Consider the following 25257-nt stretch of genomic DNA (forward strand, 5'->3'; position numbering starts at 1 on the left):
TATGAAAATGTCACACGATAATGGAAGGCGGAATTCATGACCACACAATCGCCCACGCACGAAACCGTCCGCGAATACTACGGCCGCGTCCTCAAGAGGTCTTCCGACTTGAAAACGGACGCCTGTTGCTCGCCGAACGGCATGCCGGGGCACATCCGGTCCATCATGACGCAGCTTGCCCCTGAGATCGTCGAACGATTTTACGGCTGCGGGTCACCGATCCCGCAGGGGATCGAGGGCTGCACGATCCTTGATCTCGGCTGCGGCACCGGGCGGGATGCATTCATCTGCGCCAAGCTCGCCGGGCCGCGCGGCCGCGTGATCGGCCTTGACATGACTGCCGAACAATTGAGCGTGGCCCAAGCCAATGAGGAATCCCAAGCCGCTGCTTTTGGTTTCGGCAGACCGAATACCCGGTTTGTTCAGGGATACATGGAGTCTCTTGGCGATGCCGGCATCGAGGATGAATCCGTAGACGTGGTGATTTCAAATTGTGTGTTGAATCTATCTTCCGACAAGGAATGCGTTTTCTCCGAGATTCTTCGAGTTCTCAAGCCGGGCGGCGAGTTGCTTTTCTCGGATATCTTTGCGGACCGAAGGCTCTCAATAGATTGGCGTGAAGATCAGGTCCTGCTGGGCGAATGCCTCGCGGGTGCCATGTACGTCGAAGATTTTCGCCGTTTGCTCCACTCCTTGGGCGTTCTCGATTACCGAATTGTCGCTCGACGGCCGGTTTCCATCGATAATGAAATGGTGAAATCCAAGGTCGGAATGGCGCGGTTTGATTCCCTCACTATTCGCGCGTTCAAAATAAAGTCCCTGGAAGACCGATGCGAGGATTTTGGGCAGGTCGCGACTTATCTTGGAACGGTCGCTCATTGCCCGCACTCGTACGTGCTGGACGATCATCACGAGTTCATCACCGGCAAACCCATGTTGGTTTGCGGAAATACGGCTGCCATGCTCTCCGAAACCCGACTCGCAATTCATTTTCGTGTGCAGAGCGATCGGACGCAACACTTCGGTCTGTTCCCATGTGGAAAGTCGCCCACACTCGATGCAGCGATAATCGCCGAACGAGGGTGTTGTTGAAGACCAGTCGGATCGATTTTCTCTTTTTTGATGCCCAGAGAAGGGCAAGGATTTTTCACTAGGAGACGTGATTCGTGACGAGTGTGGTCTTGGCGCTTGCGGTGTTCTGGCTCGCGTATAGCAATGGCGCAAACGATAATTTCAAAGGCGTCGCAACGCTTTACGGCAGCGGCACGCTCAGCTATCGCACGGCCCTGACTTGGGCGACGGCGGCAACGCTTGCCGGAAGCGCCATGTCCATTTTGCTGGCCGGATCGCTCGCCAAGGTGTTTAGCGGAAAAGGGCTTGTGCCCGAGGAACTCACACGGGGCAGCAATTTGCTGATCGCCGTCGCATCCGCGGGCGCCGTCACGATCCTGTTGGCGACATTGCTCAGCATGCCGACGTCCACCACGCACGCGTTGACTGGCGCTCTCGCGGGTATCTCCTTACTCGTCGGCCATGGCCCATCGAGTCTAAGCACTCTCTGGGGTGGGTTCTTCCTGCCGCTCTTGGTCAGTCCGCTTTTGGCGATCGGCGGAGCCGTTTTCCTTTATCCACTACTCCACCGTGCCCGTCGGTACATGGGCGTAACACATGAAACGTGCATCTGCGCGGGCACCGCAGCGCCTCAAACCGTGCGAATCGTTGAGCACGGGTCCAGCCTATTGGCAGTACCGGTCGAAGGCGGCGCCAGCATCACGATCGCCTCCCGGCAGGAATGTATTGAGCGCTACGACGGGCGCATCTTGGGAATCAGCGCCCCGGCCATTGTTGACGGCGTTCATTTGCTTAGCGGCCTTTCCGTCTGCTTCGCCCGGGCAGTGAACGACACGCCCAAGATCGCCGCCTTGCTTCTGGCCGCAGGAGCAGTTGGGGCGAATTTGAAACTGACAGTGGTCGCGGTCGCAATGGGCGTCGGCGGCTTGCTGAATTCGCGAAGAGTGGCCGAGACCATGAGCAGGCGGATCACCGCCCTGAACACCGGCCAAGGCTTGACCGGCAACTTGATCACGGCCGCGCTGGTGCTTGGCGCCTCCCGGCTTGGCATGCCGGTCTCGACCACGCATGTCTCATGCGGCGCGCTCTTCGGCATCGGCATGGCAACCCGCCGGGCGAAGTGGAAGACCGTGACCCAGATCGTTGTCGCCTGGTTGACGACGTTGCCGATGGGCGCAGCGCTTGGCGCGGGGATATTCTGGCTCCTGACACATATTGGAGGCAACTAAATGACGGCACCAGCAACCGTTCCCCTGACCATCGCCGGCGCGAGCGAGTTTGACCGTCGGGTAATCGAAGAAACCGGCGAGCCGCTGCATGCATCGTCGATCGACACGATGCAGGTCAACGTCGGCCTGACCTGCAACATGGCCTGTCGCCATTGCCACGTGGAGGCTTCGCCGCAACGGACCGAGAAGATGAGCTGGGAGACGATGTTGCAGGTCATCGAGGCGGCCCAGCGCGGCGGGGCGAGGTGCATTGACATCACGGGCGGCGAGCCGGCTATGAATCCCGACTTCAGACGATTCGTTACGGCGGCGCGATCCGCGGGCTTCGAGGTGATCGTGCGGACCGATCTGACGATCATGCTCGAAGACGGCTACCGCGACCTTCCGGAGTTTCTGGCGGGCCAGCGCGTTCACCTGATTGCCTCGCTGCCATGCTACCTGCCGGACAACGTCAACCGGCAGCGCGGGCTACGAGTTTACGAGCGCAGCGTCGAAGTCATTCGTATGCTCAACGGCGTCGGATTCGGGATTGCGGACCAGCTGCCGCTCGACCTCGTCTACAACCCACTGGGGCCGGCGCTGCCGCCACAGCAAAGCTCTTTGGAAAGCGACTATCGACGCGAGCTGCGGGCTCGATTCGGCATTCGGTTTACGCGCCTGATTGCCATTTCCAACATGCCCATCGGCCGCTTCCGACACGATTTGGAACGAGAAGGCAGGCTGGCGGACTATGAAAAGCTTCTCCGACAGCAATTCAATCCCGAAACCATCGGCCCGCTCATGTGTCGGCACCAGGTTCACGTGAGCTGGGACGGCACGCTGCATGATTGCGATTTTAACTACGCCCTTGCACTCCCGACTGCAGGCGGTTTGCCGCGGCACGTCAGCGAATTCGATCCTCAAAAGCTTAGACATCGGTCGATCGTAACGGGCGCGCATTGCTTTGGCTGCACGGCTGGCCACGGATCCTCGTGCGGCGGGGCGCTGGCAGAAGTAACCCATGACGTTTCAACAGCATCATAAGGAGCCATGTCCATGAGATGTATTCAACCGAGATTCGTTCTTTTCGTGTCGGCGTGGATCGCCGCAACTTCCTCCCTCCTGTCGGCCCAGCAGGCACAGACCGAGCAAGCCAAGGAATTTCAACGCATTCGTCGCCCGGGGTCGGTGAACCTCGAAAAGGAATATGCGATGGATCATCTGAAGATTCCGGAGGAACAGATTCACACCCTCCTGCCGCGTGACGCCATTCCTGCGTTGACGGATCCAGAATTGGAATCCGCAGGCGGCGCTTCCTGGCTCCCCGATGACGCCAGGGTCATCGACGTAACCGTAGGTAGCGAGACGATCGGCGTGCCGCTTCGCGTTCTGGACTGGCACGAGGTCGTCAACATGACCGTCGGGGATCGGCCCGTCGCGGCCACGTATTGCCCGCTGTGCGACTCGGCAGCCGTATTTTCGCGCGAGATTCGCTCGACGAGTGGCGAGGCAAAAGACAAGCCGACCGTGTTGGAGTTCGGCGTTTCCGGTGCGCTCTACAACTCCAACGTCCTAATGTACGATAAAACGCACAAGGGCCTCTGGAGTCAGTTGGGCATGAAAGCCGTCTCTGGCCCGCTGGCCGGGACGAGCCTGGAAGCCCTACCTGTCGTTGTGATTTCGTTTTCGCAGTTCAAGCGATCGCATCCCGCGGCGCGCATTGTGAGTCGCAACACCGGTCACAAACGGGACTACGCTCACTCCCCGTATGAGCAGTATCTCACCAGCGACGATTTGCGGGTTCCGGTGGCGAAGATTGGAAGTGAACTGCCGCGCAAGACGCTAGGAGTCGGCGTTGCCAGTGACCAACAGGCATGGTTCGTTCCCGTGGCGGCGGTCGGCGAAGGCTACACACTCAAGACGCCCGCCGGAGATGTTCGAATAGCTCGAACACCGGCGGGTGTTTCCGTGATCGATGCACCGCAACATGTGCGAACGGCGCAGACCTTCTATTACTCCTGGTCGGCCTTTTACCCTGATACCCATGTGGTCACGAGCAACGCATCAGGAGAACTCAAGAGGTCACCGGGATTATCGGTTGGCGAGAAGGCCCCGGACGTCGCCCTCACGACCTTGGAAGGTAAAGCCGTTCACCTGGCATCGCTCTACAAAGACGGGCCTGTCGTACTCACGTTTTATCGCGGGGGGTGGTGCCCAATTTGCAACCGCGCCCTTTCGAGCTGGCGAGACAAGCTTGGCGCGTTGGAGGCAGCCGGAGGCAAATTCGTGGCCCTCTCGCCGGAGAAGCCGGATCATGCCGCGAAGACAATTGAGAAGGGGCACTTGAACTTCACCGTCCTCGGCGATCCGAGGCACGAGGCCGCCAAGGCCTTCCGCGTGCACTTTACTGTTGATGAAGAGACGAAGGCCAAGTACAAGGGATTCGGACTCGATGTGGCCGAGTCCAATGTCTCGGGCACATGGGATCTCCCCGCTCCGGCAACATTCGTCATCGACAAGGGCGGGGTCGTGCGCTATGCGTTCGCGGATTGGGATTACAAAAAGCGAGCGGATCCGGACGAAGTCATCGCAGCCGTCAAAACTCTAACGAAAAGCCGGTAGGAAAAGACAGCCCAGAAGCAGGGAGTACTCATCTTGAATGCGCACTCGATCAACACGGCCACCGGCGGTAACGAACCGACGGCTCAGATAACCGTCAACTCCGGAAGCCGATCGTCATGGCGACTGGTGAACCTGGTCGCTGCGGCGACCATCGTCATCTGCCTGATCATCCTCACACGCATTCTCCCCGTGGAAAGGGCAATCGGCGCAATGCAATCGGGCATTGACCGACTCGGCTGGTTCGGCCCGCTCGCCTTCGGCGGCGCATACATTCTCGCGAGCCTGCTCTTTGTGCCCGGCTCGGTCCTCACGCTTTCATCCGGAGCGCTCTTTGGCTTGCTATGGGGAATGGTCATTGTATCGATTTCCTCGACGATCACCGCGGCATTGGCATTTCTCATTGCCCGTCACTTCGCTCGGGCGGGCGTCCAAAGAGCCGCCCAGGGAAATGCGCGATTTTCGGCAATCGATCGGGCGATCGGCACGGGGGGTTGGAAGATCGTGGCCCTCTTTCGGTTGTCGCCGGCTGTCCCGCATAGCTTGGGAAATTACCTCTACGGAATATCGTCAATTCGCTTCTGGCCCTACGTTCTGGCGAGCTGGATCTGCATGCTCCCTGGGACGTTCATGTTTGTGTATCTCGGCCATGTCGGCGCCGAGGGTCTTCAGGCGGTAAGCGCAGGCGGCAGCGCGATCGGCGCCGGCAAGGCGATCCTGTTGTTCGCCGGTCTGCTGGCGACGGTGGTCGTGACCGTGTATGTCACGCGTTTGGCACGACGTGTCCTCGCCGAGCAAGGTGCATTGGATATGGCATCACCCCCGCCGGATTCCGGATCCTCTCCCCTCGACGCCGGAGCAGCGCCGGTGAGCAAGCGAAAGATGGCAGTGCCCATCTTCGCCCTCGTTCTTGCGGTGATAACGGGCGTAGCATGGATGCGGCGAGACGCCCTGCAAGGCATTTTCGGCCCGCCGGGCGTCAAACTGGTGGAGGCATACGGCTCGGAAGGCGTGGGAGCCTCGTTCGACCATTCAATTTTCAATCAACTGCTCTCGAGCCACGTCACCGAGGGGGGCTGGGTGGACTACGCCGGCCTGCGTCGGGACTCTTCGCAACTCGACGCATACATTGCTCTAATCGCCAAGGCGCGTTTCGATGAGTTGAGCCGCGACGAAAAACTGGCCTTGTTGATCAACGCATACAACGCATTCACCCTGAGGCTCGTCCTCGACAAGTACCCGGTCACATCGATCAAGGACATTCCCGACGCGGATCGATGGAATGACAAACGATGGAACCTGGGCGGCAGCGTCTGGAGCCTGAACCAGATCGAGCAGAAGCAGATTCGTCCGAAGTTCAAGGAGCCGCGGATTCACTTTGCCTTGGTGTGCGCGGCGGTTGGCTGTCCGCCCCTGCGAAACGAAGCATACGTCGGCAAGCGTATCAACCGGCAGCTCGATGAACAAACGCGCTACGTTCACTCCCACAGGACGTGGTTTCAATTCAAATCGGATATCAAGACCGCTTACCTGACTCAGCTCTACAAGTGGTATGGCGGCGATTTTGAGCAGGTGTCAGGCGATGTGCTGAAATTCGCCGCGTCTTCCTCAGACTCCCTGCAAGCGGCATTGAAGGACGGTATGCCGATTCGCATCGAGTGGCTTGACTACGACTGGCGATTAAACAGCATTGACAATCGGCAGGATCGATAGCAAGGAGACGATTGAGTGATTGCATCGCAAGAAGACATGGCAGCCGAGGCGCGGCCCGGAGGTCCCATGGCGGATCCAGCCAATGGCAGTGCTATGATCGGTCGCCCGCCGCAGACCTCTTCCGCGGATGAGCACAATCGCCGTTTGGTGGCAAATATCCATCCGACTGCGTGGACCAACCCGACTCCCGCTGGTCGTTACAATCTGGTCGTCGTCGGCGCGGGAACAGCAAGTCTGGTAACGGCGGCCGGCGCTGCAGGCCTCGGCGCAAGGGTCGCCCTGATTGAGCGCGACCTGATGGGCGGCGACTGTCTAAACGTCGGCTGCGTCCCGTCCAAAGCCTTGATTCGCTCCGCCCGCGCATTGGCCGACGCGCGAGATGCCCGAAACTTCGGAGTTCGCGTGCCTGAAGGGTTATCTGTGGATTTTCCAGCGGTCATGGAGCGAATGCGTCAACTTCGCGCCGGGATCAGCCCGAATGACTCAGCGCGGCGATTTCGAGAGTTGGGCATCGATGTCTTTATTGGCGAGGCGCGTTTCACGAGTGGGCAGACGGTCGAAACCGGGGGACAGACCCTCCGTTTTGCCCGGGCGTGCATTGCCACCGGCGCGCGGGCTGCATCATTGCCGATTCCAGGCCTCGCCGAGGCGGGCTATCTTACAAATGAAACGATCTTTTCGTTGACCGAGCTTCCACAGCGATTGGCGATCATCGGCGCCGGACCCATCGGCTGCGAGATGGCGCAGACATTCGCCCGATTCGGTTCGAAGGTCACGCTCCTGGAGGCTGGACCACACATCCTGGGACGCGAGGATCCCGACGCCGCAGCGCGAATCGAGGTTGCGCTCCGCAGCGATGGCGTCGATATCCGCTGTTCCGCCAAAATCCAGTCCGTTCGTCACGAAGGTGAAAAAGTGATCGCCTTGCAGGACGACGAGGAAGTCCGCGCCGATGCGATTCTGCTGGGTGTCGGCCGGGCGCCCAACGTGGAAGGGCTGGGCCTGGAGTCGGCAGGCGTCGAGTTCGAAAAACGAGCCGGCGTCAAGGTCAACGATCGCTTACGGACGACGAATCCGCGCATCTTCGCTGCCGGCGACGTTTGCTCGCGTTACAAATTTACGCATGCCGCGGATTTCATGGCCCGGATCGTGATTCAGAACGCGCTATTCGTCGGGCGTGCCAAGGCCAGTGCCCTGACCATTCCCTGGTGCACCTACACCGATCCGGAAATCGCGCACGTCGGGATTTACGAGCATGACGCCAGAGAGCAAGGCATCGACCTTCGCACGATCACCCTTGAAATGAGCGACGTGGACCGTGCCATCCTCGACGGCGAGACGGACGGCTTCCTGAAGGTTCATCTCAAGGCCGGGACTGACAAGATTCTGGGCGCGACGCTCGTGGCCCGGCACGCGGGCGAGATGATCAGCGAGATCACCCTTGCAGTGGTCGCCGGAAAGGGCCTGGGGACAATCGCCCGAACGATTCATCCGTACCCGACGCAGGCTGAAATCATCCGCAAGGCGGGCGATGCCCATAACCGCACTCGCCTGACGCCTTTTGTTCGAAAGCTGTTCAATCTGGTATTGAAGCTTCGTCGGTAAGGAGGTTGAGGGGATGCCTGATCTTTTAGTAGGGATCGCAGGATGGCTTCGCGAAGCATTACAACCATCCGTAGTGGGCCGGACGACGGTCTATGCCATCGTGGTGGGCGCCATGCGGGCGATGAGGGAACGACGGCAAGACCTGTGAGGAAATCGGCGGCTTGTCTTGCGACCTTCGCCGACCGTGTTTTGCACAATTAATACCGCGGGCTGCGCTTAGGTAATCTGCCCGAAAGGGGGTTGAGGTATTCCAGTGAAAATGACTGAACTCAATGCCAAAGTTATCCAGCGAATCGAGATATCGACGGCGCTCATCGTTCTCCGGGTTTCGTTCGATGGCTGGGAGATGCCTGCGTTTACGCCCGGCCAGTTCGCGGTCTTGGCGCTTCCCGGCAACAGCGCCCGCTGCGCGATGTGCGAGGAGGAGGATGAGACGGCCGAGGGGGAACGACTGATCAAGCGGGCATATTCCATTTCCTCGTCTTCGCGGCTGAAGGAATTCCTGGAGTTCTACGTGGCCCTCGTTCCATCAGGTGCGCTGACGCCGCGACTGTTCGCCTTGCAAATGGGCGATTCACTGTGGCTGGGCCCCAAGTTCAGCGGAATGTTCACGCTTAGGGAAGTGCCACCGGACAAGCACGTAGTGCTGATTTCGACAGGGACGGGGCTGGCCCCGTACATCAGCATGCTGCGCGATGAGTTACAATGCGGAGGGCCCCGTCGCTTCGCGGTCGTTCACGGTGCGCGCCATAGCTGGGAATTGGGCTATCGGAGCGAATTGATGATGCTGCAGTCGATGTGTCCGAACATTACCTACTTGCCGCTCATCAGCCGTCCTCAGGACGAGCCCGTTCATTGGACCGGCCGCGCCGGTCGGATTCAATCGGTCTGGCGCGAGAATCCGTTGCGCGAATTTTGGAAGTTTGATCCGACGCCGGATAACACACACATTTTTCTCTGTGGCAACCCCGGCATGGTCGAGGAGATGACCGCCATTCTCTCCCAGGACGGCTTCAGTGAACATTCTGTACGCCAGCCCGGACAGATTCACATCGAGAAGTATTGGTGAAGAAACCCGGCGGACCCTTGAACAACCGGAGACATCGTGAAGAGGCGGACGCATCGGACCCGTACGACCATCAAGGCGACTGAACGAGCCCCGCTCCCAGCACGTGCTTCCGTCGCAAATGGCTCCGCATGCGACGGGAGACGGCGCGGCACTGTCGGGCTTGTCGCCGCCGGACTGACGGCCATTGGTTATGCAGCGGCGCTGGCGGTCATCGGCGCAAGCCGAAATAACGGGACTATTAATACGGAGACGACCCGCTGGCTTTTTGTGACCGCATCGGTCTTAGCCGGCATCATCTTTCTGATCGGTCTTCATTCCGCCCGCGATCGACCGGTCCGATCGACTGACGCAATCGTCATACTGGGAGTCGGAGTCGCTGCTCGTTTGATCCTCATTCCGGCTGCACCGTTTTTCGTCTCGGATTGCTATCGATACCTTTGGGATGGGGCGACGACGGCCTCGGGTGCGAACCCGTGGGAGTTCGCACCAGGCGACGTCCTGGCCAAGGTTGAAGGAGGACCGAATGCACAGGACGTGCCGACGGAGCTGGTGGAGCTCGCACGAAAATCCGGACGGAACATTCAACGCATCAATCATCCGAGCCTTTCCACCATCTACCCGGCAACCGCACAAGCCGTGTTCGCCCTCGCCTATTTTGTAAGGCCGTGGAGCCTGGGCGCCCTTCGATTCGTTCTGCTCCTGTGTGACGTCTCGACCGCATTGATGCTGATACTGCTGCTGCGATGGCTAAAACGTCCCGTTAAGGATGTTGCATGGTATTGGTGGAATCCGCTTGTGCTGCGTGAGGTGAGCCATAGCGCCCACATGGACGTCATCGTCCTGCCATTCGTCTTGCTTGGATTATTCCTTATCGTCCATCAACGGGGAGGCCTGGCCGGCCTGGCGATGGCGTTGGCAGTGGGCGCCAAGATATGGCCGCTCGTCCTGGTGCCGCTGTTCTTCCGTTCATCTGCGCAACGACTCAAGGAATCAGTATCGTTTCTTGCCGCGTTTGTCGGAATCTCCGGCCTGCTTTGGTGGCCGGTCGTAAAGGGAACGATGGCTGGATCGAGTGGCTTCCTCGCCTACGCCACATCCTGGATCAACAACGATGCCATCTTCAGTGCGATCAGATGGCTGACTCATCACGCGCTCACGATCGCCTCAGTGAATCCCGACTTGGGTCCGTTTGTATCGCGGCTCATTGTCGCTTGTCTGATCGCGAGCGTGATTGTGATCCAAACCAAGAGGCTCGGGCACAGCGCAATTGACCTCGTTCGGCGATCGTTGTTGGTCACGGCTGCCGTGTATTTCCTCAGCCCGGCCCAGTTTCCGTGGTACTATGTATGGTTACTTCCGTTGCTTGCCCTGCACCCGCGGTCCTCGCTGCTGATGTATACAGTTTTGCTGCCCCTTTACTACTTCACCCATGCCCATCCCTGGATAAGGTGGATTGAGCATCTGCCTGTACTGGGGTGGTTTGCGATCGAAGCGTTTTACGCGAAAGTCGATCTGACTGTCCTGCCGCCAGCAGTTCGACGCGATGTTCAAGTGAAGTTCTAGTCAAGAAACATTACTCGGGAAGGAGAAACGGCCATGAAAGCAAGAAAGAGACGCGCCTGTCAGATGGGAGGATTGTTCCTCCTGATGGTAGTCGCGCCGGCGCTGTCGCAGGAGTCGGGCGATCGACGCCGTCTGGCAACCACCCAGCCCGCGGCTGAGGCGGAGAAGCCAGCTGCGCCGGGCGTGGCAGAACGGGCGCCGCTGGTGAAGCGGCCCATGGGGATTCGCCCCGGCGCTGAAAGACATCAAAAAGTGGCTCGGTGAGTCTAGAAAGCTTGGCCGCGAACCAGACGCGACGTCGCCCAATAACGCCGCTCCGACGTCGCAGCCAGTCGGAAGCCGGTAGCTCCAAGCTAAGCCAACCCGCGTTACGGAATACGTGATCATGTATCAAGATCAGATCGTCGCGATTGTCATGCCCGCACTGAACGAAGAGCGATCGCTCCCCGCGGTTCTGGGCGCCGTGCCCGGCTGGGTGGACCGCGTCGTCGTGGTGGACAATGGATCCTCTGATCAGACTGCGGTAGTGGCGGAGCGGCATGGGGCGATGGTCGTTCATGAGCCGATGCGCGGCTACGGAGCCGCTTGTCTCGCCGGAATCCGCGCCGCGACAAACGCCGACATCTTGGTATTTCTCGATGCGGATTTCAGCGACGATCCCGCCCAGATGGAGCGCCTCGTAAAGCCGATAGTCGGCGGCGAGGCCGACATGGTGATCGGCTCGAGAACGCTTGGAAAGCGCGAACGTGGCTCGCTGTCGGTGCAGCAGCAATTCGGCAACGCGCTGGCATGCGGCCTGATGCGTGTGTTCTGGAAGCACCGATATACAGACTTGGGGCCGTTTCGTGCAATCCGAACGGATGCACTGCATTCCTTAGGCATGGACGACCGCGACTTCGGGTGGACGATTCAGATGCAAATCCGTGCCCTGCGAGCCGGCCTACGCGTGATCGAAGTTCCGGTTGACTACCGTCGCAGGATTGGGATATCGAAGATATCCGGCACGCTCTCAGGCGTGTTGCGCGCGGGCACCAAGATTCTATCGACAATTGCACAAGAACGAGTGAGCTTGCCGGCTGTTGCCAGTTTCCAGCCTGAACCAGAGCATCTCATCATCATCACCCGTTATCCGGAGAAGGGGCGAACGAAGACGCGCCTGATTCCTGCCCTGGGCGCCGAGGGGGCGGCGAAGCTCCAACGCGGCTTGACCCTCAGGACTCTGGCGATGGCTGACGCGATTGCGGAAAGACGAGCTTGCTCCGTCGAGGTTCGGTTTGAAGGAGGCGATCATGCCCTAATGCGCGATTCGTTCGGCGAAGATCGCCTATACCTGCGCCAGCACCACGGCGATCTCGGTGAGCGGATCCACCAGGCTTGCGTCGATTCTCACAAGCGCGGTGCTGGTGCAATCGTGGTCATCGGCAGCGACTGCCCTTCACTGGATGCCGATCGTCTTGAGTCCGCCTTCACCGCTCTACATGACCACGACATCGTGCTTGGGCCGGCCCGAGATGGCGGATACTACCTGATCGGCTTGAGCCAACCGTGCGCAGCACTATTTGATGGGATTGATTGGGGGTCAGCGAACGTTCTTTCGCAGACAACTCAGCGTATCCGGCGCGAGGGCCTCTCCTTACACACGCTGGAAATCCTCTCAGACATTGACCTGCCCACCGATCTGGCCGGACAACCCGAAGTGGTCGAGGAACTCTTCCGCCAAGCCGAGAAACCGCGCCTTTCGGTCATCATCCCGGCCATCAATGAAGCGCAATACCTCAGTCGCTGCCTTGACAGCATTCCCGGCAACCCAGGGATCGAGGTCATCGTGGTTGACGGCGGTAGCACTGACAAAACCGTTGAGATCGCAAAATCGCGCGGTGCCACCGTGGTCTCTGGAGGACCCGGACGGGCCTCCCAGATGAATGCCGGTGCTGCCATTGCGATCGGAGATTCGCTCATGTTCCTGCACGCCGATACTTGTCTTCCTCCAAATGGTACCCGGGAGATTGCGCGTCTCATGGCAATGCAGGGGACCGCGTTGGCTGCTTTTCGGCTTGGATTCGATCGTCATTCGATTGGCCTTCGATGCATCGGATGGCTCGCAAACTTCCGCTCCCGCGTGTTAAAGATGCCCTATGGCGATCAGGCGTTTTGTGTGCGAACTGAACGGTTCCACCTTTTGAAGGGTTTCAAGACGTTGCCCTTTATGGAAGACTTCGAGTTCGTTCGCCGCGTTCGCCGATGCGGCGTCGTAAGATTGTCTAACTTGGCGGTTTGCACCTCCGCCCGTCGATGGCTGCGGGATGGTATCTTGCGCACGACCCTAGTGAATCAAGCCTGCATCTTCGGCTTCTTATTCGGCGTGTCGCCGAGGACTCTGGTGATGTTTCGCGGGAGAGGTACTTCAAATAAAGTGGCGATCGCGCAGGCGCCGCCGCTACCATTTGCGGAGTCCGATCGCCCGAGCTCTCAATCCTCTAATCAAACGGCTCGACTACGATTGGAGCCTTAATGACGAATAACAACAGCCGAGTCACCGCGACTGGGCGTGCAGTTGACCGGTTCTGAAAAAGAAGATGATGTTGATATTTCGGAGAATTCGCGCGGGTCCACGAGCGAGGGTCCAAAATGTTGATGGTCATCCTACTTGATTGAGGGTGTGTTCTTAGAGTTCGACTTGGGCCGACGCGATTGCTGTTGCTGGTGCGCATTGGCGAAGTTTCGGCCAGCGCGGGCCGGTATCATACGCGATCGGCGTTTGACTAGTTCCGGATGACGATTTCGATCAGCAGGCTCATCAGCCCACCCAGAAATTCTAGGCGGCAAATGTGCTCGACGATAGGCAACTTCGTGGCCGAGAGATGGGTAGCAGTTCGGTGTTCATTTCGTTCAGTCTACCCGTGGCGATCGCCGCAGCGGTCTCAGGGTTCACGTATTGGAAAACCCGGCAGCGGCCCACTCCCGAAGGGCATTGGCGATTGATCCCGATCTTTGCATGCACATCTTCGGCGTCTTGGCTTCCTGCCTGATGATAACATCGCGAATCGCCGCGGCCATCGCAGAACTCAACGCCCTGGCCTTCAAGACCCGGCGGTTCGAGGCGGATCGAGTCCAACTCTCCGCTCAGGACCGGCGCCATGCAGGCGACGGTCCAACGTGCCTCGTAGCGATTGCCAGCCGTGCCCGATGGCCCACCCGCAGGCGGCATAGGGGTATTGTGCCGCGGACGCCGGTTACTGACTACCCATTGCGTTGCGGCATAGACCGAGCAAACCCCAGAGTGGGCGCACTCCACGATTGATCAATTCCTGCCGAAGTTATGCTTCGTGCTCGGCCGTTGTATCTCCTTCACCGCCATCCACGGTGCATTCAAGCTCATCCTCGCGCCACAGGCCGAGCTTTCGGGCATCCCAGAGCCTGCGCTGGATGCCTTCGAGCAAGTAGGCCACCAGCAGGCAGAGGCCATTGCGTTCGACGCAGAACTTGCGGGTTTCTGCGATCCCCAGCATGTCCATCCATTCTTCCGATAGCTCCATCCGGTCGAGCGGGGTCAGGATACCGGCGTCGAAATCCATCCCCATGCGTTCCTTGAGAAAGGCCAGGATCGTCCCATGTTCGATATGCATCTTGATCAGGTCGATTGACACATCATCGTAGCGGCCACAGCATGCGGCCCCGTTGAGTTGAAAGGCCAGAAAGGTTCGTAAGCTGACGCGCATGACCTAAACTCCTCAAAAGGTTGCTCTTATTGACGCCGTGTCACCGTCGGTTGCATGAGAGGACCGCATCCGCTGCTGAAGACTTGGGATGCCCCACTTTTCGTCTCTAAGGTGGTTGATTCATCCGACCCTAGGTTAGTGATCCGCACGTTGCATCTCTCGTCAGACAATTCTCCACCTACATTGTTCATTGCTTGGTCAACAACTCGAGCTAGCAAGAATCCCCTCGTCTTACCAAAGCCCCGGGCAGTCGGCGATCGATCCCGAAATCCCAAAGAAAGAATCCAAGTTGGGTTGCATGGCCACAAGGCGACGATTGAGTTCGATGCACTCTTCCCATTCCTCTTTGGTCGGTCCGCCACCCACGACGCGCGCCAAGTGCACGGCCAATTGCAGGGCATCGGGGGCGTCATCATGTGAGGCCTTGGGGAAGAGCCGGAGCTGCTCGATGAGGACGCGATGCCTTTTGCAAAGCTGTAGCGCGCCCGAACGGATCAACGGCTGCAGGCTCTGAATGCGGCCCATCTTGTCGGTGGTGTGGTTGATGCCTTCGACCGGGAGGTAGAGGCTTTTGGCCTTTGAACGCCGTTCGAGCTCATCCTTCATAAAGGACTGGAACTGGTTGGTCTCCAGGGCGAACCGGGCGTATTTCCGGATGCGCTGGTAGTCGAGAATGTCGTCGATGATTTTGTCCGGCTTCCGCCGGGAGATGTCGGCATCGAGGACATAGAGATTGCCGCTCTTGGCATCCTTCAGCAGGGTGATGATCGCCGAGTCGTCGGCATGCTTGCCGAGTTTGCCCAGGGAAGGGTCGCAGGCCCCGAAGAACTGGGCATTGCTCTCCAGCGATGCGATCAGCGCTTGCTCGGTCGACCAGGTCTCATCCCAGAACCGAAAGTCCTCGTCTGCAAAGTAGCAGTCGGCCGGGTTGACCGGCTCGTTCTGCTTTTCGGAATCAAAGGCGGCCGGCCCATCGCCTTCGCGCATGAGCATCAGGGTGTGATAGTCCTCGCACTCCGGCCAGAGGACTTCGGTGCCTTCCAGCATCGCCTCACGATGGGCCTCGAAGTAGGCCTTGGCGGCGGCAGGACCGGTCGCGCCGTCGTATTCATCCATTCGTCGAAGGATGGCGACCCAGGCTTCCCATAGGTCTTGCCGAGATGCCCAGGCCATAACTGAGCGATAGATGCGGCCGATCCACATGGGGTTCTTGGTGGGGTCGGTCAACTTGGCCAGCAGGGCGTCGTAGTGCTGGATGGTCCCGACCACAACCACACGCGTGTCGCGGGTGCCCGACTTGAGGATGGCCTTGTGGAACCACTCGTCCAACTTGAAGCGGCCCTCGGCCGTCGCCGTGTTCTCACGTCCCTCGACATCGTCGAGGAGGATGAGTTCGGGTCGATCTTGGCGATGGCGCTTACCCCGAATATTCTGGCCGTAACCCAGCGCCGTGACCTTCACCTTGTTGGCGGTGATGATCTCATTCTTGCGCCAGCGTGGCCAACGGGGGTAATGGCCACCTTGCTCGCAGACCTCGGGGAAGTCGGCGACGAGGCGGTCGTTCTCGACCAATTCGTCCTTCACATGACCGAGGAAGTCGGCGGCTTTTTCTTCGGTGTCGGAGACCAGGACGATGAACTTGGCCTTCTTGTAGCAGATGAACCAGAGGAGGTAGATCAGGCTGACGAGCGTGCTCTTGGCGCTGCCGCGCGGGCCGGCCACAGCCAATCGTCCTCCCGGCGGCAACTCCTGAAGGAGTTCGTACAGTTCCATGTGCATCTTGCTGGGGGGGCGGCTTAAGTGCTGAGCGAAGTAGAACCTCGCGAAGGCGTCGAGGGAGTGTTGTGCGGCATTTCGCCGTTCAGTTCGTAACTGCGATTCGATTCTAGATGTTTGAAGTTGTCCGACAGCGTGCATCCTGCACATCTCCATAGGGGCATCAAGCCCGCCAGTAGGGGGGTTAGGGTTCTTGCGCCTTGACGTCCTCTTTGAGTCGATCGAGTCGGACCGACATCCGACCGCGCTCGACCTCTTCTTGCAGCGCCATGCAGCGGTCGGCCTGCTCGGTGGTTAAACGGCCCGTTGCCTTGGAGACTTCCACGACCTCCTGCAGTTCCTTCGCGAGTTGGTCATAGGCGGCGATGGGTTCGGCATCGAGCCGCTGATAGACCTCGGCCACGACGCCGGTGGGGACGCGGGGCAGGTAGCCGACCGACTGGAGCTTCTCGAAGAACTCCTTAAAAGTCTTCCAGGCCATCCCTTCGGCCATCAGTCTTTCCATGCCGGAGCAACCTCCCTCGCGGGCGATGCGGCGCAATCGCGCGATCGACACTTCCGCTTCATGGGCCAATTGACCGATCATCCGCTCGGCGAATCGCGGGTCCGGGGCCAGGGCGAGTTCTTCACGGATCTGGTTGATGTCCCGACGAATGGTCCGTTCATTGCGGCCGAGGATCTGGGCAATCTCGGCGATGACATATCCCTCGGTCCGCAGGAATTCCACGCAGCGCCGCCGATCCTCGGTCGACAGTCCCTTGGGAGAAGTCCGCCTGTCCTTGATCTCGTTGATGAGTGTCAGGACCGGGATTTCAGGGGGGCCCTCCTGGGAAGTGGAAGGGGCCGTCGGCTTCACAATGCAACCTCCAGCCGGGCCAGGTAGCGCTGGCGCAGGTCATGTAACGGCTGAAGGTCACCGACGAATGTCAGGTAACGCCGAACGATCGCATCGCAGTAGCGCGGGTCCAGTTCGATCCCGAAGCACCGACGGGTCAGTCGTTCGGCGGCGATGAGCGTACTGCCCGAGCCTAAGAAAAGATCAAGCACCACATCATCCCGACGGCTGCTGTTGACGATGGCCCGCTCGGCGAGGGCAATGGGTTTTTGGGTGGGATGTCGATACTCCCGGGTGCAGTCGCGGGGGACCTGCCAAAGTGTCGACTCATTGGTCGGGCCGTACCAGCGATGGGCCTGGCCATCATCTTTCCAGCCGTAGAGGCAGAATTCCGTTTGCTGATTGAAATCGCCGTATCCAATCGCGAATCGTTCCTTGGCCCAGGTGAGGACGCAGGAGATGTGCGCGCCGGCGGCCGAGAGCCGGGCATGCATCGGCCCGAACTGCCGGTGGCCATTCCAAAGGTAAAATGGCGCACCCGGTGCAAGTGATGCGAGCATCCCGTCAAGAATGCCGCCCAGCCAGGATTCGTAATCTTCCTGGGTCAGATTGTCGTGGTAGATTCGTCGCCATTGGCGGGAACGCTTGGGGCGGGCCTTCTGCGGGGTGGGTCGATTGCCCCCGTAGTAGGCGACGTTGTAGGGCGGGTCGGTAAAGACCAAGTCTACCTGTATACATTGTAGTAGCCGGGCCACATCCTCAGATTTCGCGGAATCGCCGCACAGAAGCCGATGGGGACCCAACTCGATGAGCTCTCCCGGCTGGGTCACGGGCGGTTCCTCAGCCGCCTCGTCGAGCGAGTCAGCTAGATCGAATCCATCCTCTCCGGCCGACTTCTGGTCCCCGAATCGATCCAGGAGTTGCCCGATTTCGACGCGGTCAAAGCCGGTCAACGAGACGTCGAAGTCAGGGATCGTCCCGAGTTCATCCAGGAGGGCAGCCAGCTTATGACGATCCCAATCCCCCTGGACCTTGTTGAGGGCGATGTTAAGGGCCTTCTCGCGCTCCGGAGGCAGATCGACGACGCTGACCTCCACCTCCTTTGCGCCGTTGGCCACCAGAATCTTCAGTCTCTGATGCCCGCCGACCAGATGGCCACTTCGTTCATTCCAAACCAAGGGTTCGACGCAGCCGAATTCATCGAGCGATCGATGAAGGCGCTCGTACTCTTCGTCGCCGGGTTGAAGGTCAACGCGGGGGTTGTACGGCGCTGGATTGATCTTCTTGATCGCGACTTTCCGAATTCTTAGTGGCATGTCGTCTTACCTCGTTTGCATTTGCACGTAATGCCAGTATCGATATCTAGGTAATGGCGTCTTGACTTCAATTTGATATGCGCACTCGAAGATAAGATTAACTGCCCAGGCAACAGAGCAGAGAGCCTGATCGCAGTCGTGTCGAATGAAACCGACAACAATTGGACCCCTGAGAATGAATGCAAGACTTAATGCAGTAAATAAAGGCATTTGCTTCATTCCTTTGAAGCCCAACTCGCAGATGTGTTTGCGCGATCCATCGCGTTGACATCTTCGGGGTCGACATATTAGTTGACCAACACTCCAAAATTATCAAGTGGTTAGAGTCATTTTGTTGAAGATTTTTTTTGCGTACGCCAACTTGTCCGTACAAAAACAGTGCCACGTATCAGGCATGATCGCCACTTCGAAAACTGGAATGCGCGCCCGCGAAAACTGGACGGCGCGCCGGCAAAAACCGGACAGTGAGCCAAGAAAACCGGACAGATTTCCAGTGTGAATTGCGGCGCAAGTGATGATCGGCTCGCTCGTTAGGATTTGGCGCATCGTACGTGGCGCGCGGCAAATGGACGTTGCGCGCGCGCTAGAAACTTCCGAGACGTCATTTCTAGGTGAATTCTTCGAACGCCCTTCGAACGTCATTCGAATGACCGAGGGCGACCGACAACGTGTGAACTCTTGTTGAACTAACTTGGAAATTGACGGAAAGGCATTTCTTCGTACGTCCAGTCGAACCAACAGGACTCTAAGAATTAATCGCAGTGGTAAACTGGGTAAATGCCGGTCGACACGAAGCGGACATGAACCAGCGCTTTGTGCCACAATGATTTGCGCGTTTTGAGGACCCCAAAAGACCGGACAAAGTGGACATTGTAGTGCAGCCAACTCGTGGCGTTTGGCGTCATCCACGGAGAGGAAGTGCGCGGTGTGGGGTACCCCCGGAGGTATTCCCTCCAAGGCAGAAAGCGCCGGCGATTTTGTTAACGGCCCGCTCCGCGCGCGTAGGCAAAACAGACCGTCGTAACTCGCGCAACCCCCTAGACGTTATCCAAAAAACGCAGATTCGCCCGACTCTCGGTCCGGCGCTGTACCGCGACCGGGCGCTCGCGCTCCCCGAGGTGGGACCACGGCCCCCGGCCCCGCGCTCTCGAACTCTCACCCTCTTGCGCTTAACACCTGCGTCGGGTTAACAGGGTAGTTTGATTCGCGGTCCGAACACATCACGAAACGATTCTGCGTATATAGATAGTTGAACGCGGGCACCACGGATCGGTGCCCCGTCGATGACATCCAGCCAGACGTCCGGCCGAGCGCCAAGCGCACGCCGGCGTGGGCCTCACAGGAGACCACGCCATGTGCCTTGCGCCCGAAGACGAAGCATCTCTCACACCCGACGAGCGAATCCACGAAATCGCCGCCATCCTGGCCGAAGGGGTACGCCGGGCGCGCCACGGGGCCACCTCACCGCCAGAAATCGACGCCCATTTGCCGGAATCCGACGCTTCCGGCCTTGAGGTGTGTTCGCCCTCTGGCCCTGATGGGTCCCGGCGTCAACCCGAGAGGACGCAGGAGGTATGAACATGCGAACGGACGTGGAGACGGCGCTAAGAGCGCTTAACAAGATGACCATTGGCCAGCTGCGAGATCGCTATGGCGAGGTCTTCGGTGAGAAGACACGGTCATTCAATCGCCAGCACCTGATCAAGCGCATCATCTGGCGCTTGCAGGCCATCCGCGAAGGCGGCCTGTCCGAACGGGCCAGGAAGCGGGCGATGGAATTGGCAAACGATGCTGATCTGCGAATCAGCGCACCGAAGGCCAACGAGACTGAAGAATCGCCTGAATCGTCGATCGTGCTCCCGCTTCGGGTGCCGCGTGACGACCGGTTGCCTGCGGCAGGCACGATGCTGCGGCGCGTCTACAAGGGCCAGTCGATCCACGTGCGCGTCTTGAGCAAGGGCTTCGAATACGACGGCGAGGCCTATCGCTCGTTGACGGCCATTGCCCGCAAAGTCACCGGCTGCCAATGGAATGGGTTTCACTTCTTTGGCCTCAGCGCCGCGGGCCCGAAAGAAAAGGTGGCCTCATGACCGGCAACAACACCAAGGCCCGGCGCATCAATCAGATTCGCTGTGCCATCTATACCCGCAAGAGTACTGAAGAAGGTCTGGAGCAGGAGTTCAACTCGCTCGACGCCCAGCGCGAGGCGGGGGAGGCCTTCATTGCCAGCCAGAAGGCCGAGGGCTGGGTGGCGCTTCCCGAGCGCTACGACGATGGCGGATTCACCGGGGCCAACATCGAGCGGCCGGCGCTCAAGCGCCTGATGGCCGACGTTGAGACTGGGCGGATCGACTGCATCGTGGTCTATAAGGTCGATCGCCTGAGTCGGTCGCTTCTGGACTTTGCAAGGCTCATGGAGACCTTCGAGAAGTATCGCATCTCCTTTGTCTCGGTCACCCAGCAGTTCAATACCACTCATTCGATGGGGCGGCTGACCCTGAACATCCTGCTGTCCTTCGCCCAGTTCGAGCGCGAGATCATCTCAGAACGGACCCGGGACAAGATTGCCGCGGCGCGGCGTAAGGGGAAATGGTCGGGCGGGATGCCGGTCCTGGGCTACGACCTGACCAAGGACTCGAAGTTGCAGGTCAACGCCGAAGAGGCCGAGCGGGTCCGGGCGATCTTCAAACTCTACATCGAGAAGCAGTCGCTGATCCGAACGGCGGAGGAGTTGGCCAACCGGGGCTGGCGGGCCAAGCAATGGACGACCCGCAAGGGAACAGCGCGTGGAGGGCGGCACTTCGACAAGGGCAGCTTGCGGCAACTACTCACCTGCGTGACCTATCTGGGCAAAGTGAAGTACAAGGACGAAGTCCACCCCGGCGAACATAACCCGAATATTTCATCAGGTCGGCGTTGAATAGGAATAGAAAAAGCCTCGAAGCCTTGTAGACTGGGGTTTCTTAAGAACATTCCGGTCCATAGGCAGGGAGGCTTTTTCGTGACAGACTGTAACAGCAAACCGATGTTCTTTTCCAGTCTCGGCCGCAAGAAAATCGTGGCCGATTTCACAGGCGGAACGCTCACCTCAGACGCCGGGGGTCTGTTGCTTCGGGAGGCCGAGCGGCTGGTTCAGGGGCCCAACGTTCGATTCGTGGTGACCAACCTGACCGACCGCACGCCGAACGATATCTACGACGGTCTGTACACGGCCCGCGGCGACATGGAGAACCGCATCAAGGAGCAGCAGCTCGGGCTCTTCGCCGATCGCACCAGTTGCCACGCCTTCCTGGCCAATCAGTTCCGGCTGCTGTTGTCCTCGGCGGCCTACGTCCTGGTGGAAACGCTGCGCCGCACGGCCCTGGCCGGCACCGAACTGGCCGAGGCCCAGGTGAACACCATTCGCCTGAAACTCTTCAAGGTCGCCGCGCGGGTGGTCGTCTCCGTGCGCCGCGTCGTACTGCGACTGTCGAGCAGCTGCCCCCTGCAGGACCTGTGGCGATCCCTGGTTCCACGACTCCGCCTGATCCCGCCCGCCCCATCATGACCCGAAAAACAACCTGATCGCCGCTTGGGGGTAAGGGGGCCCTGCGCGCCCCAACCTCCACCTTCGTCCCTCCGCTCACGCACAAAGCCGAAAAACTCCGTCCATCACCATTCGAAGATCACTGATGAAATATGCGGGCTAATCTAACAGCTTTCTGGCAACCGCAGCGACGCGTTGGGGTTCGAACCCATACTTCATCTGCAGTGCTTTGAGCGGCGCCGAAGCTCCGAACGTCTCCATGCCGATGACCCGTCCGGATGCGCCGACGTAGCGCTCCCAGCCGAGCGTTGAGCCTTGTTCTATGGCAACGCGCGCCGTCACTTCGGCCGGCAGCACGCTGCTGCGGTAATCATGCGACTGATTCTCAAAAATGTCCCACGACGGCATCGACACGACGCGTGAGCGAATACCGTCAGCGGAAAGTTGCTCGTGTGCCTGCACTGCGAGACATAGTTCGCTGCCCGTGGCGATGAGGATCACCTGGGGCTTGCCGCCGGGAGCGTCGGCGAGCACATAGGCGCCGCGTGCCACGCCGGCCGCGGGGGCAAATTTGCTGCGGTCCAGGGTCGGCAATGGTTGGCGTGACAGGATCAACGCGGTCGGCTGGTGGCGCAATTGCATGATATACCGGTACGCCTCGACAACCTCGTTGGCATCGCCGGGTCGCAATGTGACCAGGCCCGGCATGGCGCGCAGTGAGACCAACTGCTCCACGGGTTGATGCGTGGGGCCGTCTTCACCGTCGCCCATCGCGTCGTGCGTGAAGACAAAGATGGCGGGCAGTTCCATCATCGCCGAGAGACGAATGGCGGGCCGGGCGTAGTCGCTGAAGATGAAAAACGTCGCACCGAAGGCTCGGAGTTTTGATAACGAAAGCCCATTGACAATGGCGGCCATTGCGTGCTCGCGGATTCCGAAATGCAGGTTTCTTCCGCCGGGGCTATCCGCCTGAAAGTCTCCCGCTCCCGCAAACTTCAACGTGGTCCTGTTCGATGGCGCCAGATCTGCTGAGCCTCCCAGCAACCAGGGGATGTTCTGCGCGAGCATGTTGAGCACCTGGCCCGACGCATCCCTCCCGGCAATGCCGATTCCATCGGTGGGAAAGCTCGGAAGGTCTTTGTCCCACCCCGCCGGAAGTTCGCGCCGCTGCATCTGGTCGATCTCAGTCGCGAGTTCGGGATACTCTTCCCGGTAGGCGGCGAAGAGTTCCGTCCAGCGCTGCCGCGCTTCGGCGCCACGCCTTCCGATCCCGGCATCGAAGTGTTCGCGGACGCCGTCGGGAACCAAGAACTTGGCATCCTCCGGCCATCCGTAGAATCGTTTACTGAGACGTATCTCGTCGTCGCCAAGCGGCTCACCATGGGCGGCCGCCGTATCCTGCTTTTGCGGCGCACCGTACCCGATGTGGCTATCGAGAATGATAAATGTCGGGCGGCCCGGGGTCTGCCGAAACACGTCCAGCGCGTGCTCGATTCGATTGATGGCGTTGGCGTCCGCGACGCGCAAGACATTCCAGCCGTACGCTAGAAACCGGCCGGCAACGTCCTCGGTGAAGGTGAGGCGCGTGCTGCCCTCGATGGTGATGTGGTTGTTGTCGAAGATCCAGCAGAGGTTGTCGAGCGCGAGATGCCCCGCCAGCGACGCGGCTTCGGAGGAGACGCCCTCCATCATGTCGCCGTCGCTGCAGACGGAATAGATCTTGTAGTCGAAAACATCGAAGCCCGGTTGGTTGTAGCGATGGGCGAGCCATTTCTGGGCGATGGCCATGCCGACGCTCGTTGCGACCCCCTGGCCGAGCGGGCCGCTGGTGGTCTCGACACCTGACACCCAGTGGTACTCCGGGTGACCGGGGGCCTTGCTGTTGAGTTGGCGGAAACGTCGAATGTCGTCGAGTGAAACGGACGGAAGCCCCACGACTTCGTAATCGGCGTTGACAGCCTGTGTCCGTGTGAGGTGGAGCACTGACCACAACAGCATGGAAGCATGGCCGTTGGAGAGCACAAACCGATCACGGTTTGGCCAGATGGGATCCTTTGGATCGAACCGCATGACGCGATTCCAAAGGGTGTAAATCAGCGGCGCCAGCGCCATCGGCGTGCCGGGATGACCGGACTTTGCCTTTTGAACCGCATCCATCGAGAGTGTGCGGATGGTGTTGATTGACAATTGGTCGAGTTGTTCATTGGTCATGGCGATTCTCTTTCTAATTTCGCGTGCGGTCGTCTTGACGCCGGTAGCCTTCGAGAAAGCGCCGGTCGATATGGTCTTTCAACCACATGCTGGACCGTCCGTTCCACCAGAACGGCCCCCACGTGGATAAGGCGGTGCCGTCGCCAAGATTGAGGATGGCGAGATAACGTTTCTGAGGCGTGTATTCCGCCAGTGGTTTACCATCCGAGCTGGCCAGCAGGTTGGCGTAGATGTAGACGGCCTGGCGCACACCGAACACGCCCGGCTTGGGTAGATCGAAACCCTCCATCGCAGCGCAGTCGCCGCCAGCAAATACCCGTTGGTCGGCGATCGAATACAATCTGCCATTGATGCGCAATCCGTTCTTGGAGTGGGTCGGCAAGCCCATTTCATGCACAAGCGGATTGGCTTCGAGCCCCAGTGCCAGGACGACGACATCGGCGTCGATGCGGCTGCCATCTTCAGCGATCAATGACTCCCCCGCGCGGCGAACGATGCGGGTGCGCGTGCGGGTTACCAGGCCGCGTCGGGTCAGCTTTCGCTGAAGCGCCCTTTCGGCGCCCGGTTCCTGCAACGGAAGAAACTCGGGAATTGGCCAGGAATCGAAAGAGACCGTGTCAATCAACACCAACTTGCGAACTCTTTCGGGATAGTTGACGGCGATCAACTGCGCGACCCCGCCGCCGACGTCATGCGCCACGCTGTCGGCGACCTTCAGTTCGAGTTGATCCATCAGCTTCGCCATCAGACGGCTTTGCGCCTCAATCGAGACATTGGCGTCCGCGGGTTTATCAGATAGTCCGTAATTCAGCATGTCCGGCGCGAATACCTGGTGCGCTTTGGCCAACGCCGGCATCACGTTCCGCCACAACAGGCGCGATGTCGGAATGCCATGAATGAGAACGACCGGATTCCCTTCGCCTTGCCGGTCGTAAGCGATGCGATGGTCATCAATGTGAACGACTTGATATTGGGTTGGCTTCACTCGTTTTTCCTTCAATAAAAGGCGAGGGCCTAATATGTGAC

19 protein-coding genes and 2 pseudogenes are annotated in these 25257 nt (G+C 59.4%); 15 read left to right on the forward strand and 6 right to left on the reverse strand.

All coding sequences use genetic code 11. The features are described 5' to 3' along the window. Positions 1 to 36 precede the first annotated feature (36 nt). From HS101_11680 to HS101_11735, 12 genes and pseudogenes are all read left to right on the forward strand, one after another. Positions 37 to 1092, forward strand: a complete 1056-nt coding sequence (locus HS101_11680) for a methyltransferase domain-containing protein (protein MBE7506926.1) — start codon at positions 37 to 39, stop codon at positions 1090 to 1092. A gap of 74 nt (positions 1093 to 1166) precedes the next feature. Then, positions 1167 to 2300: an inorganic phosphate transporter gene (locus HS101_11685; GenBank protein MBE7506927.1), complete on the forward strand. Its 1134-nt coding sequence runs from the start codon at positions 1167 to 1169 to the stop codon at positions 2298 to 2300. Beyond that, positions 2301 to 3323 carry an arsenosugar biosynthesis radical SAM protein ArsS gene (gene arsS, locus HS101_11690; GenBank protein ID MBE7506928.1) on the forward strand — a complete coding sequence of 341 codons (1023 nt, stop codon included), beginning with the start codon at positions 2301 to 2303 and terminating at the stop codon, positions 3321 to 3323. It abuts the gene before it with no gap. Between the two features lie 12 nt (positions 3324 to 3335). Further along, positions 3336 to 4901, forward strand: a complete 1566-nt coding sequence (locus HS101_11695) for a DUF3179 domain-containing protein (protein MBE7506929.1) — start codon at positions 3336 to 3338, stop codon at positions 4899 to 4901. Positions 4902 to 5111: 210 nt separating this feature from the next. Continuing rightward, positions 5112 to 6611 carry a VTT domain-containing protein gene (locus HS101_11700; GenBank protein ID MBE7506930.1) on the forward strand — a complete coding sequence of 500 codons (1500 nt, stop codon included), beginning with the start codon at positions 5112 to 5114 and terminating at the stop codon, positions 6609 to 6611. Between the two features lie 66 nt (positions 6612 to 6677). Beyond that, positions 6678 to 8216, forward strand: coding sequence for a mercuric reductase (locus HS101_11705; GenBank protein ID MBE7506931.1), 1539 nt, complete (start codon positions 6678 to 6680; stop codon positions 8214 to 8216). A gap of 253 nt (positions 8217 to 8469) precedes the next feature. Further along, complete coding sequence (locus HS101_11710) at positions 8470 to 9285, forward strand: ferredoxin--NADP reductase (protein MBE7506932.1); 816 nt, start codon at positions 8470 to 8472, stop codon at positions 9283 to 9285. Between the two features lie 36 nt (positions 9286 to 9321). Beyond that, the gene (locus tag HS101_11715; GenBank protein MBE7506933.1) at positions 9322 to 10848 is read left to right on the forward strand and encodes a hypothetical protein; all 1527 of its coding nucleotides are present in this window, start codon (positions 9322 to 9324) and stop codon (positions 10846 to 10848) included. 33 nt (positions 10849 to 10881) lie between these two features. After that, positions 10882 to 11112, forward strand: coding sequence for a hypothetical protein (locus tag HS101_11720; GenBank protein MBE7506934.1), 231 nt, complete (start codon positions 10882 to 10884; stop codon positions 11110 to 11112). A gap of 121 nt (positions 11113 to 11233) precedes the next feature. Continuing rightward, positions 11234 to 11899, forward strand: a pseudogene (locus tag HS101_11725) (glycosyltransferase family 2 protein). Between the two features lie 18 nt (positions 11900 to 11917). Continuing rightward, positions 11918 to 12562: pseudogene (locus tag HS101_11730) on the forward strand (glycosyltransferase). After that, positions 12545 to 13360, forward strand: a complete 816-nt coding sequence (locus HS101_11735; protein MBE7506935.1) for a glycosyltransferase family 2 protein — start codon at positions 12545 to 12547, stop codon at positions 13358 to 13360. Before HS101_11730 ends, HS101_11735 begins: the two are co-directional and overlap by 18 nt. A gap of 805 nt (positions 13361 to 14165) precedes the next feature. On the opposite strand, the gene HS101_11740 is transcribed toward HS101_11735, so the two are convergent. The 4 genes from HS101_11740 to HS101_11755 form a co-directional block, all read right to left on the reverse strand. Further along, positions 14166 to 14567 carry a hypothetical protein gene (locus HS101_11740; GenBank protein ID MBE7506936.1) on the reverse strand — a complete coding sequence of 134 codons (402 nt, stop codon included), beginning with the start codon at positions 14565 to 14567 and terminating at the stop codon, positions 14166 to 14168. A gap of 231 nt (positions 14568 to 14798) precedes the next feature. After that, positions 14799 to 16340, reverse strand: coding sequence for a phage terminase large subunit (gene terL, locus HS101_11745; GenBank protein ID MBE7506937.1), 1542 nt, complete (start codon positions 16338 to 16340; stop codon positions 14799 to 14801). A 187-nt stretch (positions 16341 to 16527) separates the two neighbouring features. Continuing rightward, positions 16528 to 17199, reverse strand: a complete 672-nt coding sequence (locus tag HS101_11750) for a helix-turn-helix domain-containing protein (protein MBE7506938.1) — start codon at positions 17197 to 17199, stop codon at positions 16528 to 16530. Next, a complete protein-coding gene (locus tag HS101_11755; protein ID MBE7506939.1) occupies positions 17196 to 18494 on the reverse strand; it encodes a DNA modification methylase in 1299 nt (432 codons plus the stop codon). The genes HS101_11750 and HS101_11755 overlap by 4 nt, the downstream gene beginning before the upstream one ends. 1580 nt (positions 18495 to 20074) lie before the next feature. On the opposite strand from HS101_11755, the gene HS101_11760 reads away from it, so the two are divergent. The 3 genes from HS101_11760 (at position 20075) to HS101_11770 (ending at position 22041) form a co-directional block, all read left to right on the forward strand. Next, positions 20075 to 20584 (forward strand): DUF2924 domain-containing protein, encoded by a 510-nt coding sequence (locus HS101_11760; protein MBE7506940.1) that lies wholly within the window; start codon positions 20075 to 20077, stop codon positions 20582 to 20584. Next, complete coding sequence (locus HS101_11765) at positions 20581 to 21414, forward strand: recombinase family protein (GenBank protein MBE7506941.1); 834 nt, start codon at positions 20581 to 20583, stop codon at positions 21412 to 21414. Before HS101_11760 ends, HS101_11765 begins: the two co-directional genes overlap by 4 nt. Before the next feature lie 105 nt (positions 21415 to 21519). Further along, entirely contained in the window at positions 21520 to 22041 is a 522-nt protein-coding gene (locus HS101_11770) for a transposase (GenBank protein MBE7506942.1), read from the forward strand. 138 nt (positions 22042 to 22179) lie between these two features. Here the strand turns inward: HS101_11770 and tkt are convergent, their stop codons facing one another. Together tkt and HS101_11780 are read right to left on the reverse strand one after the other, a co-directional pair. Continuing rightward, positions 22180 to 24231: a transketolase gene (gene tkt / locus HS101_11775; protein ID MBE7506943.1), complete on the reverse strand. Its 2052-nt coding sequence runs from the start codon at positions 24229 to 24231 to the stop codon at positions 22180 to 22182. 13 nt (positions 24232 to 24244) lie between these two features. Further along, complete coding sequence (locus tag HS101_11780; protein ID MBE7506944.1) at positions 24245 to 25216, reverse strand: alpha/beta fold hydrolase; 972 nt, start codon at positions 25214 to 25216, stop codon at positions 24245 to 24247. Positions 25217 to 25257: the final 41 nt, after the last annotated feature.

It is taken from the genome of Planctomycetia bacterium (genome assembly GCA_015075745.1).
Classification (GTDB): domain Bacteria; phylum Planctomycetota; class Phycisphaerae; order UBA1845; family UTPLA1; genus UTPLA1.

Coding starts and splice junctions, on each gene's coding strand:
- HS101_11680 (MBE7506926.1), top strand. CDS start 37: ATGACCACACAATCGCCCACGCACGAAACCGTCCGCGAATACTACGGC.
- arsS (MBE7506928.1), top strand. CDS start 2,301: ATGACGGCACCAGCAACCGTTCCCCTGACCATCGCCGGCGCGAGCGAG.
- HS101_11695 (MBE7506929.1), top strand. CDS start 3,336: ATGAGATGTATTCAACCGAGATTCGTTCTTTTCGTGTCGGCGTGGATC.
- HS101_11700 (MBE7506930.1), top strand. CDS start 5,112: ATGCAATCGGGCATTGACCGACTCGGCTGGTTCGGCCCGCTCGCCTTC.
- HS101_11705 (MBE7506931.1), top strand. CDS start 6,678: ATGGCGGATCCAGCCAATGGCAGTGCTATGATCGGTCGCCCGCCGCAG.
- HS101_11720 (MBE7506934.1), top strand. CDS start 10,882: ATGAAAGCAAGAAAGAGACGCGCCTGTCAGATGGGAGGATTGTTCCTC.
- HS101_11740 (MBE7506936.1), bottom strand. CDS start 14,567: ATGCGCGTCAGCTTACGAACCTTTCTGGCCTTTCAACTCAACGGGGCC.
- terL (MBE7506937.1), bottom strand. CDS start 16,340: ATGGAACTGTACGAACTCCTTCAGGAGTTGCCGCCGGGAGGACGATTG.
- HS101_11755 (MBE7506939.1), bottom strand. CDS start 18,494: ATGCCACTAAGAATTCGGAAAGTCGCGATCAAGAAGATCAATCCAGCG.
- HS101_11760 (MBE7506940.1), top strand. CDS start 20,075: ATGCGAACGGACGTGGAGACGGCGCTAAGAGCGCTTAACAAGATGACC.
- HS101_11765 (MBE7506941.1), top strand. CDS start 20,581: ATGACCGGCAACAACACCAAGGCCCGGCGCATCAATCAGATTCGCTGT.
- HS101_11770 (MBE7506942.1), top strand. CDS start 21,520: ATGTTCTTTTCCAGTCTCGGCCGCAAGAAAATCGTGGCCGATTTCACA.
- tkt (MBE7506943.1), bottom strand. CDS start 24,231: ATGACCAATGAACAACTCGACCAATTGTCAATCAACACCATCCGCACA.